The following is a 10,210-nucleotide window of genomic DNA, read 5'->3' as shown; positions in this document are numbered from 1 at the left end:
GCTTGCTGCTGCTCACCGACGACGGCGGGTTGCAGCATCGGATCACCGATCCGCGGCACAAGTTGCCGAAGACCTATGTCGTGCAGGTCGAGGGAGAGCCGGACGAGGCGGCGCTGGCGCGGCTGCGTGGCGGGCTGGACTTGGGGGATTTCGTCACGCGCCCGTGCGAGGCGCGGCGTATTTCGGAGCCGGACTGGTTGTGGCCGCGCGATCCGCCGGTGCGCTTTCGGAAGAGCGTGCCGACGAGCTGGGTCGAGATCGTGCTGCGCGAAGGGAAGAATCGGCAGGTGCGGCGGATGACGGCGAAGGCGGGGTTCCCGACCTTGCGGCTGATCCGGGTGCGCATCGGCGACTGGTCGCTGGACGGTCTGCTCCCGGGGCAGTGGCGCAGCGAAGAGATTGCGATGCCGGCAGTGGCGGCGGGGCAGCGTCCGGGACCGCCGACAGGTGTGGGACGCAGGCCGCGGCCTGCCGGGCCGCGTGGTCGTCGCCCTTAGCACGGCCCGTGCGGCGGGAGTAGAATTGCGCGCTCCAGCCATTCCGGGTGATGCATCCATGAAGTTCCGCGCAGTGGGCGCTTGCGCCGCAGCAGTCCTGGCCGTCGGGTCGATGTGCGTCGTGCCGGCGGCGCGGGCGGATTTGCCGGTGGTCGAACTTGGGGCGGGGATGTACCGCATCGAGGCGGAACTGGCGCACACGGACATGACCCGCCAGATCGGGCTGATGAATCGCCCGATGATGCCGGCGCAGCACGGCATGGTCTTCGTCTTCACCGAAGACGCGCGGCACTGCATGTGGATGAAGAACACGCTGCTTCCGCTGTCGGTCGCTTTCCTTGATCGCGAGGGGCGCATCCTCAACATCGAGGACATGAAGCCGCAGACCCTGGACAGTCATTGCGCGGCCGGCCCCGCGCGCTTCGCGCTCGAAATGAACGAGGGTTGGTTCGCGGGGCGCGGCGTGCGCGCCGGCGACAAGATCCGCGGCATCGACAAGCTTCCCGCCGGGCGCTGAGCGCCGTTTCCATTTCCTGAATTGAGGGCTTTTCCGGTCGCTTATCGACCGGCAGTGCTTGCCGCCTGCCGGCGATAATTGCCCTGTGTCGGGGTTCGTCCGCATTGAGCGGTCGGTCGGCACGAGGCAGGCAGGGGCGCGGCAATGGCCGACGACAGCGATCTAGAGAAGACAGAACAGCCATCCGCACGACGGCTGGAGCAGGCCCGCGAGGAAGGGCAGGTTCCGCAGTCGCGCGAGCTGTCGACCTTCCTCGTGCTGCTGGCCGGCGTTGCCGGCCTGTGGGTCATGGGCGGGTGGATGTCGGGTCGCATCCTGGGCATGTTGCGCGAGGGCTTCCATATCGAGCGCGTGAAGCTCGTCGACCAGAACAAGATGCTCGAAGGCGTGCTCGGTCTGTTCATGGACACGCTCGTGACGATGACGCCGCTCTTCGCGATCCTGCTCGTGTCGGCGATCGCGGCGCCGATCCTGATGGGCGGTTTCGTGTTTTCGCCCAATGTGCTGAGCTTCAAGTTCGAGCGCATGGACCCGATGCAGGGTTTTGCACGGATGTTTTCGATGCACGGCGTCGCCGAACTGGTGAAGTCGCTGATGAAGACGGGGATCGTCGGGGTCGTCGGGGCCTATGCCGTCTGGCGGGAGCGCGAGCACATCTTCACGCTGATGGGCGAGGCGATCGAGAGCGCGGTGCCGGACTTCCTCCACACGGTGTTGATGTCGGCGCTGTTGATCATCATGGGGCTGGCGATCCTCGCGCTGATCGATGTGCCTTTCCAGCTTTGGCAGTACAACAAGCGGCTGCGCATGACGAAGGAAGAGGTCAAGCGCGAAGCGAAGGAACAGGAAGGCGATCCGCACGTCAAGGCGCGTATCCGCGGCATGCAGCGCGAGATGGCGCGACGGCGGATGATGGCGCAGGTGCCAAAGGCGGACGTGGTCGTGACGAACCCGACGCACTTTTCGGTGGCGCTGAAGTACGACGCACAGAAGATGCGGGCGCCGATCGTGGTGGCGAAGGGGCGTGGCGAGCTGGCGCTGAAGATCCGCGAGCTCGCGAAGGAGAACAAGGTGCCGCTGCTGGAGGCGCCGCCACTGGCGCGTGCGCTGTACAAGCATTGCGACCTCGAACAGGCCGTGCCGGGGGCGTTGTACACGGCGGTGGCGGAAGTGATGGCCTACGTCTACCAGCTGAACCACTGGCTGGCAAAGGGCGGCCTGCCGCCCGCGGTGCCGGCGAAGCTGCCAGTGCCCGAGGACATGGACCCGGGCTCGCCCGACTGAGCGGGCGCGGAAAGGAAGTAAGAGATGGCGACGAACGATACCCTCAACCTGCGGATGCTGCTGACGCCGACCAACGTGCGGATGCTCGGCGCGCCGATCTTCATCATCATGGTGCTGTCCATGATGGTGCTACCGTTGCCGGCCTTCGTGCTGGACGTGTTCTTCACGTTCAACATCGCGATGGCGGTGATGGTGATGCTGGTGTCGATGTACACGCGCCGCCCGCTCGAGTTCTCGGTGTTCCCGACCGTGCTGCTGGTGACGACGCTGCTGCGTCTCGCGCTGAACGTCGCCTCGACGCGGATCGTGCTTCTCGAGGGGCACACCGGGCCGGATGCGGCCGGCAAGGTGATCGAGGCCTTCGGGCACTTCCTCGTCGGCGGCAACACGGCGATCGGTATCGTGGTGTTCGTGATCCTCGTCGTGATCAACTTCGTCGTCGTGACGAAGGGCGCGGGGCGGATCGCGGAAGTGAGCGCGCGCTTCACGCTGGATGCGATGCCGGGCAAGCAGATGGCGATCGACGCGGACCTCAATGCGGGTCTGGTCGATGAGGCGACGGCGAAGCAGCGACGCAAGGAGGTCGCGCAGGAATCCGAGTTCTACGGCGCGATGGACGGTGCGTCGAAGTTCGTGCGCGGCGATGCGGTCGCGGGCATCCTGATCCTGCTGATCAACATCGTCGGCGGCCTGCTGGTGGGGATCGTGCAGCACGACATGGAGGCCACCGTTGCGATGCGGACGTACACGCTGCTGACGATCGGCGACGGTCTCGTGGCGCAGATCCCGGCGCTGATCATCTCCGTGGCGGCGGGTCTCGTGGTGTCGCGCGTCGGCGACGATGCGGACGTCGGCGGGCTGGTCATCACGCAGGTGTTCTCGAACCCGCGCGTGCTGATGCTGACGGCGGCGATCATCGGGATACTGGGTCTGATCCCCGGGATGCCGAACCTGGTGTTCATCCTGATTGCGAGCGCGTTGGGGTGGCTCGCGTGGCGTCGGGTGGGGGTCGAGCGGCAGGAGGCCGAGGCGGCCGCGCGCGCGAAACCGGCTGCGGCGGCTCCGGCGCCGGCGGCGGAGTCGCAGGAGGCGAGCTGGAACGACGTCGCCCCGGTCGACGTGCTGGGGCTCGAGGTCGGCTACCGGCTGATCCCGATGGTCGACAAGGGCCAGGATGGGGAGCTCTTGAAGCGCATCCGCGGTCTGCGCAAGAAGTTCGCGCAGGAGGTCGGCTTCCTGTCGGCGCCGGTGCATATCCGCGACAACCTGGAGCTGAAGCCGAATGCCTACCGGATCGCATTGAAGGGCGTCGAGATCGGCAGCGGCGAGGCCTATCCGGGCCAGTATCTCGCGATCAATCCGGGGCGCGTCAGCGGGCCGTTGGCGGGGCGCGAGACGCGCGATCCGGCCTTCAACCTGCCGGCCTTCTGGATCGACGCCTCGCAGCGTGAGCAGGCGCATGCGCTCGGCTATACGGTCGTCGATGCGAGCACGGTCGTCGCGACGCATCTGAACAACCTGATCCTGACGCACGCCTCCGAGTTGCTGGGGCGCCAGGAGACGCAGGCGCTGCTCGACCATATCGGCAAGACCGCGCCGAAGCTCGTCGAGGACCTCGTGCCGGCGCTGCTGTCGGTGTCCGCGGTGCAGCGCGTGCTGCAGAACCTGCTCGACGAAGGCGTCAATATCCGCGACATGCGCACGATCATCGAGGTGCTGGCGGAGAACGCGCCGCGCGTGCAGGACCCGATCGAGCTCACGACTCGTGTGCGCCAGGCGCTTGGCCGTGCGATCGTGCAGAGCCTGTTCCCGGGCAACTCGGACGTCCAGGTGATGGCGCTCGATCCGGCGCTCGAACGCATCCTGATGCAGGCGATGACCTCCGGTGGCGGCGACGGGGCGGTGATCGAGCCGAGCCTCGCCGACGGACTGCTGCGCCAGGTCGCGGAAACCTCGCAGCGCCAGGAGGACATCGGGCTGCCGCCGGTGCTGCTCGTGCCGCCGCAACTGCGCTGGCTGCTGTCGCGCTTCCTGCGCCGCGCCGTGCCCTCGCTGAAGGTGATCGCGAATTCCGAAGTGCCGGAAACGCGCACGATCCGCGTGACCGCGATGGTCGGTGGAGCGGGGCGCTGAGGCGCGTCCGCCCGGGACTGCGCAGTTCGCCGGCGGTGGATTAACGGGGAGAAACCCGTTTTATTCCGCGCTATCGACTCGGGCCTCGCCGTCCATAATCGGCTCCATGCTGCGCGAGATGCGTAGCAGTCGGGAGAGTCAAAATGAACGTCAAGCGCTATTTCGCCCAAACCGCCCGTGAGGCCCTGCGTGCCCTGAAGGCCGAACTCGGTGCCGATGCGATCGTGTTGTCGAACCGCGCGGTCGAAGGCGGCGTCGAGATCCTCGCGCTGCCCGCCGACGAGGTCGGCTCACTGCCCGGCGCCGCGAAACCGGCCCCGAAGGTGGCGCCGCAGCCCGCGATGGAGCGCCGTCCCGCACCGCAGCCCGCGCCGAGCCGGCCGACGATGCTCGACTTCGACGATGACGACTTCCAGGTGAGCCTGTCGGGTCGCGCTGCGCCCGCGCAGCCGTCCTCGCCCCCTTCGCCGCCGGCGAGAAAGGCGCCGGTAATCCGCGCGTTCAACCCTCCGCGCGTCGAGACCGCCGACTACGTGATGCGCCGTCGTGAGGCCGAGATCGAGGATCGCTACGCGGCCGAATACGCGGCGGACGACTGGGCGCTGCCGGAAATCCCGATGCCCGAAATGCCTGCGGCACAGCGTGAATTCGCGCCGCAGCCCGCCACCCGCAGGGTTCAGCCCGTGGCGCCGCAGCCGATTGTCGAAGCCGTTGCGCCGGCTCCTGCGGCTGCTGTGGAAGATGAACGGGTACGTGCACTGCAGGAGGCGAACGCCCAGTTGATGGGCGAACTTGCCGGCATCCGCGCGATGATCGAACGCCAGCTCGCGGGCTTCGCCTGGGGCGAGACGCGGCGCAAGGCACCGGCGCGTGCCGAGATCGTCGGTGAGCTGCTCGAAGCCGGCTTCTCGGGCGTGCTCGCTCGCCGCCTGGCCGAATCCGTCGGCGAAGACGCGACGCCGGAGCAGGCGCGCACCGCCGTCAAGAATGCGCTGGCTCGCGGTCTGGGAGCGATCGCTTCCGACGCCGACATCATCGACCGCGGTGGCGTCTACGCGCTCGTGGGGCCGACCGGTGTCGGCAAGACGACGACCACGGCCAAGCTCGCCGCGCGCTGCGTCGTGCGCCACGGCGCCGACAAGGTCGCGCTGATCACGACCGACGGCTACCGGATCGGCGCGCAGGAACAGCTGCGCATCTACGGTCGGATCCTCGGTGTGCCGGTGTTCTCGGTGCGCGACGCGTCCGACCTGCGCCAGACGCTCGCCGAGCTGCGCAACCGCCACATCGTGCTGATCGATACGATGGGCATGAGCCAGCGCGACCGCATGGTTGCCGAGCAGGCCGCGCTGCTGTCCGGCGCGGGCAACGTGCGTCGCCTGCTGCTGCTCAATTCGACCTGTCGCGGCGACACGCTGGCGGATGTCGTGCGTGCCTACCGCGGACCGGATCTCGCGGGTTGCATCCTGACGAAGGTTGACGAAGCCGCGTCCCTCGCGCCGGCGCTCGACGTGGCCGTGAGCAGCCAGCTCGACGTCTTCTATGTTGCGAACGGGCAGCGGGTGCCGGAAGACTTGCATCTGCCGAATCGCGCGTATCTGCTGCATCGGGCGTTGCGCGTGCAGGCGGCTGATTCGCCGTGGAAGCTGCGCGGGGACGAGGCGGCGTTGATGCTCGCTGCGGCCGGAGCCTGAGATGATCGACCCCCACGAAGACCAGGCAGCCGGCCTGCGCCGGCTTTTCCGGCGGGCGCCGCCGGTGGTGGTGGCGCTGTATGCCGCCGGCCGCAATCCGGGCCAGATCGCACTGCAAGCGGCGCATCGCGTTGCCGGGCATCGCGAGCGCGTGTTGATGCTCGACGAGGTGCGCGGTGAGCGCTCGCTCGCGCATCTGGTGGGTGAGCAGCCGGGCGGCGATCTGCTGAGCGTGCTCGGTGCCGGCGTCCAGCCGCGCGATCTCGTCCAGCCCTTGCCGGGGCTGCTCGGCCGCGTGCCGGTGGCGGCGGCCGCGCTCGCGTTGCCGCTCCTCGACAGCGAGCGGCGTGAAGTGTTGCTGCAGGCGCTGCGTGCATTGATGCGGCCGGCGAGCTTCATCCTCGTGCATTCCGATTGCGAAGCGGCGGAGGATCCCTCGCCCTTCATCTTCGCCGCGCCGCGCCGACTGGTCCTTGCCGAGGCGAGTCATCGGGGCGCGACGGAGGCCTACCAGGTCATCAAGCGTCTTGCCGCGGCCGGTGCCGGTTCGATTCATGTCGCGGTCACCGGAGCGCGCGGTCGTGCCGATGCGAAGGCCTTCTTCACGAGCCTCGACGGGCTGGTTGCGCGTCATGTCGGGCTGCCGCTCGCGTGGCTCGGCGAAGTGGAGCGCGATGACCTCGCCGGAGGGCTCAGTGCGGAGTTCACGGAGGCTTCGCCGCGCGATGCCGAGGCCGCCTTCCTGCGTCGCCTGGCGAGCTGCGGGCTGCGTCGTCCGCGGGCGGCTGCGCTCGGGTCGCGGACATGATTCCCTTCACCTATTCTTCTGGCAAAGCGTCTGGCAATGGGATCGCCGCTGCGGGACAATGGCAGTCCGGCGGTCTGCCCGATCGTCCGAATCCCAACGCTGGTCGCAAGAAGATACAGGCAAAGTGGATGTACGACGCTGACGGAAATCTCGACAAGAATCATCTCGTGGAGGCCTACGCTCCGCTGGTCAAGCGCATCGCTTACCACCTGATGGCGAAGCTGCCGGCGAGTGTGCACCTCGACGACGTGATCCAGAACGGCATGCTCGGCCTGCTTGACGCGATCAGCCGCTACGAGGAGGGCCTCGGGGCGCAGTTCGAGACCTATGCGGTGCAGCGCATCCGCGGCGCCATGCTCGACGGCTTGCGCGAAAACGACTGGCTGCCGCGCAGCATGCGGCGCGACATGCGGCGCATCGAAAGTGCCGTCCACAGCCTCGAGCAGCAGAACGGCCGTCCGCCGACCGAGATCGAGCTTGCCGAAAGCATGGGCATGCCGCTGGCGGAGTACCAGCGCATGCTGCAGGACGCACGCGGCCATCAGCTCGTGTATTTCGAGGACTTCACCGACGAGGAAGGCGAGGACTACTTCGAGCGCCATCTCGGTGCACACGAGTCGAATCCGGCCGATCTCTTCGAGCAGGCCAACATGCGCAGTGCGCTCGTGAAGGCGATCGAGGATCTGCCCGAGCGCGAAAAGCTCATGATGGCGCTGTACTACGACGAGGAGCTGAACCTGCGCGAGATCGGCGAGGTGCTTGGGGTGTCCGAATCGCGCGTGTGCCAGCTGCACAGTCAGGCGGTGGCCCGGCTGCGGTCGCGGGTGATGGGCACGGCGCGTGCCGATGCGGGCTCGGGCACGGGCGCGCGTCGCGGACGTCCGCCGAAGACGCCGGCAACCGGCGCCTGAACGGAGCCGACCGGGGATCGCGATCATGGACAAGATCAGCCTTATCGGCATCACGCTCGGGGTCGCTGCGATCCTCGTCGGACAGGTGGTCGAGGGCGGGCATATCGCCTCGCTCGTTCAGCCGACCGCGTTCCTGATCGTCATCGGCGGGACGCTCGGCGCGGTGATGTTGCAGAGCCCGCTGCCGGTGTTCCGCCAGGGCATCCGCATGACCAAATGGGTGTTCGTGCCGCCGACCTCGACGCATGCCGAATTGATCCGCCAAGCGACGAGCTGGAGCGTGACGGCACGCAAGGAGGGGCTGCTCTCGTTGGAGGCGCAGTTGCCGCGCATCGTGGACCCGTTCGTGCGCAAGGGGCTGCAATTGCTGATCGACGGCGTCGAGCCGCAGCGGCTGCGCGAGGTGTTGGAGGTCGAGATCGATGCCTGGGCTGCGCAGATGCGCCAGTCGGCACGCATCTGGGAAGCGGCCGGCGGCTACGCGCCGACGATCGGCATTCTCGGCGCGGTGATGGGTCTGATCCACGTGATGGAGAACCTCTCCGATCCGTCGAAACTCGGCGCGGGGATTGCGGTGGCCTTCGTCGCGACGATTTACGGCGTGGGATCGGCCAACCTCATCTTCCTGCCGATGTCGAAGAAACTCATGGCCCATATCGGCACGGCCGTGTCGCAGCGCGAGATGCTCGTCGATGGCCTGGTCGGCATCGCCAACGGCGACAATCCGCGCATCATCGAAAGCCGGATGCAGGGCTACGTGGCCTGATCCACGCGGAGGCGCGCCATGCGACGACACCGCCGGCATCGTCAGAGCGACGAAATCAACCACGAAAACCACGACCGCTGGCTCGTGTCTTATGCGGACTTCATCACACTGCTGTTCGCGTTTTTCGTCGTGATGTATGCCTTGTCCTCGGTCAACGAGGGCAAGTACCGCGTGCTGTCGGATTCCTTGATCAGCGCGTTTCGTAACGTGACCGTGAACGAGCCCGGCGATCCGGTCATCGCGACGCCGCCCAACGTCACGCCGACGCGCCCGATCACGCCCGCCAAGCCCACCGACGACGAGATCGAGGTGCGTCGTCAGACCGAGGTGAAGCGCATGACGACGATGGCCGAGGACATCCGCAAGGTGCTTGAGCCGCTGACGCGTGGCGGGCAGGTCCACGTGAGCGAGGGCGCGCGCGGAATCACGGTCGAGATCAACGCCAGCGTCCTCTTCCAGCCGGGCGACGCGACGCTCGCGCCGTCGGCGGTGACGGTGCTGCGCGCGGTGGCGCAGGTGCTCGCGCGGGCAGAGTTTCCGATCACCGTCGAGGGGCACACCGACAATATCCCCATCAGCAACGCGCGCTTTGCGTCGAATTGGGAGCTGTCGGCCGTGCGGGCGTCGTCGGTGGTGCGGCTTTTCATCGAGTCGGGTGTGAATGGCACACGACTGACGGCCGCCGGTTATGCCGATCAGCGCCCGGTGACTGACAACACGAACGAGGAGGGGCGGGCGCGCAACCGGCGCGTCGGCATCCTGATCGAGTCGGTGACAGGCGAGCACCCGTCGCGGGCGCCGGGCCAGATCCGCGAGGGCGATCCGATGCGCTCGATCCTGCCGGAAGGACAAGCGGCGCCGCCGGCGTCTTCAGCCGGCGGTAACGCTGCGCCCGGACCGCGCTCAGGAGAGTGACGAGGGCTTGAGCTTGATCGCCAGCGCCATGCCCTTGCGGGCGCGGCGGTGGACGAGGCCGGCAAGCTGCGCCGGTTTCAGTTCGACGCTCGTCGCCTTGTTGCCGCGGCCGATGCCTTCGACCTTCAGGATTGCGTCATCGGCCGGCACCGCGACTGCGACGAGCGCTTCACCGTCGTCGAGCGCCATGATAATCACACCGCGACCGCCCGCCTGGACCTTCATCTCGCTGCGCACGAAGACGAGGATGCGGCCGTTCTCGGACACCGCGGCGATCTTGTCACCGACGACGCGCGCCGGCACGAGCACCTTCTCGCCCTTTTCGAGCGTCATGAAGGCCTTGCCCGCGCGCTGGCGGCTCGTCGCGTCGGCGAGCGTGCAGATGAAGCCGTAGCCGCCGGAGTTCGCGAACATCCACGTCGATTCGGGTTCGGCGGTGAGCACTTGCGCGAGCTTGCCGCCGTCCTGGAAGTCGACGAGGGTCGTCATCGGCACGCCGTCGCCGCGTCCGCCGGGGAGATCCGAGACGCGCACGGTGTAGGCGCGGCCGTTGGTGTCGATGACGACGAGCGGCCAGGTGGTGCGTGTCTCGATCACCGCGAAGGCGAAGTCGCCCGCCTTGTAGCTGATGGCCGCGGCGTCGATGCCGTGGCCCTGGCGCGAACGCACCCAGCCGTTCTTAGAC

Annotated in this window: 10 protein-coding genes; 9 read left to right on the top strand and 1 reads right to left on the bottom strand. The window is 67.7% G+C overall.

Going from position 1 to position 10,210, the window contains the following annotated elements; genetic code table 11:
- From VJ673_RS06315 to motD, 9 genes are all read left to right on the top strand, one after another.
- A partial coding sequence (locus tag VJ673_RS06315) for a pseudouridine synthase (protein ID WP_324125205.1) occupies nucleotides 1–497 on the top strand: 497 nt, incomplete at its 5' end.
- A gap of 58 nt (nucleotides 498–555) precedes the next feature.
- Nucleotides 556–1,014 carry a DUF192 domain-containing protein gene (locus tag VJ673_RS06310; RefSeq protein WP_414635635.1) on the top strand — a complete coding sequence of 153 codons (459 nt, stop codon included), beginning with the start codon at nucleotides 556–558 and terminating at the stop codon, nucleotides 1,012–1,014.
- A gap of 144 nt (nucleotides 1,015–1,158) precedes the next feature.
- Nucleotides 1,159–2,298, top strand: coding sequence for a flagellar biosynthesis protein FlhB (flhB, locus tag VJ673_RS06305; protein WP_324125204.1), 1,140 nt, complete (start codon nucleotides 1,159–1,161; stop codon nucleotides 2,296–2,298).
- A gap of 24 nt (nucleotides 2,299–2,322) precedes the next feature.
- Entirely contained in the window at nucleotides 2,323–4,431 is a 2,109-nt protein-coding gene (gene flhA, locus VJ673_RS06300; RefSeq protein ID WP_324125203.1) for a flagellar biosynthesis protein FlhA, read from the top strand.
- A 143-nt stretch (nucleotides 4,432–4,574) separates the two neighbouring features.
- Nucleotides 4,575–6,125, top strand: coding sequence for a flagellar biosynthesis GTPase FlhF (flhF, locus tag VJ673_RS06295; protein ID WP_324125202.1), 1,551 nt, complete (start codon nucleotides 4,575–4,577; stop codon nucleotides 6,123–6,125).
- A 1-nt stretch (nucleotide 6,126) separates the two neighbouring features.
- Entirely contained in the window at nucleotides 6,127–6,933 is an 807-nt protein-coding gene (locus VJ673_RS06290) for a MinD/ParA family ATP-binding protein (RefSeq protein WP_324125201.1), read from the top strand.
- Between the two features lie 128 nt (nucleotides 6,934–7,061).
- Nucleotides 7,062–7,844: an RNA polymerase sigma factor FliA gene (locus VJ673_RS06285; protein ID WP_324125200.1), complete on the top strand. Its 783-nt coding sequence runs from the start codon at nucleotides 7,062–7,064 to the stop codon at nucleotides 7,842–7,844.
- 25 nt (nucleotides 7,845–7,869) lie between these two features.
- The gene (locus tag VJ673_RS06280; RefSeq protein WP_324125199.1) at nucleotides 7,870–8,610 is read left to right on the top strand and encodes a flagellar motor protein; all 741 of its coding nucleotides are present in this window, start codon (nucleotides 7,870–7,872) and stop codon (nucleotides 8,608–8,610) included.
- 18 nt (nucleotides 8,611–8,628) lie between these two features.
- Complete coding sequence (gene motD / locus VJ673_RS06275; protein ID WP_324125198.1) at nucleotides 8,629–9,525, top strand: flagellar motor protein MotD; 897 nt, start codon at nucleotides 8,629–8,631, stop codon at nucleotides 9,523–9,525.
- Here the strand turns inward: motD and VJ673_RS06270 are convergent.
- A partial coding sequence (locus VJ673_RS06270; RefSeq protein ID WP_324125197.1) for a DNA gyrase C-terminal beta-propeller domain-containing protein occupies nucleotides 9,514–10,210 on the bottom strand: 697 nt, incomplete at its 5' end. The genes motD and VJ673_RS06270 overlap by 12 nt on opposite strands.

Origin of the sequence: Aromatoleum sp. (assembly GCF_035254505.1) — a bacterium.
Classification (GTDB): domain Bacteria; phylum Pseudomonadota; class Gammaproteobacteria; order Burkholderiales; family Rhodocyclaceae; genus Aromatoleum.
This window is presented reverse-complemented; position numbering and strand designations above follow the sequence as displayed.

Bases quoted from the DNA above. Each gene is read 5' to 3' on its own strand.
- VJ673_RS06280 (WP_324125199.1), top strand. From the start codon at position 7,870: ATGGACAAGATCAGCCTTATCGGCATCACGCTCGGGGTCGCTGCGATC.
- flhF (WP_324125202.1), top strand. From the start codon at position 4,575: ATGAACGTCAAGCGCTATTTCGCCCAAACCGCCCGTGAGGCCCTGCGT.
- flhA (WP_324125203.1), top strand. From the start codon at position 2,323: ATGGCGACGAACGATACCCTCAACCTGCGGATGCTGCTGACGCCGACC.
- VJ673_RS06290 (WP_324125201.1), top strand. From the start codon at position 6,127: ATGATCGACCCCCACGAAGACCAGGCAGCCGGCCTGCGCCGGCTTTTC.
- VJ673_RS06310 (WP_414635635.1), top strand. From the start codon at position 556: ATGAAGTTCCGCGCAGTGGGCGCTTGCGCCGCAGCAGTCCTGGCCGTC.
- motD (WP_324125198.1), top strand. From the start codon at position 8,629: ATGCGACGACACCGCCGGCATCGTCAGAGCGACGAAATCAACCACGAA.
- flhB (WP_324125204.1), top strand. From the start codon at position 1,159: ATGGCCGACGACAGCGATCTAGAGAAGACAGAACAGCCATCCGCACGA.
- VJ673_RS06285 (WP_324125200.1), top strand. From the start codon at position 7,062: ATGTACGACGCTGACGGAAATCTCGACAAGAATCATCTCGTGGAGGCC.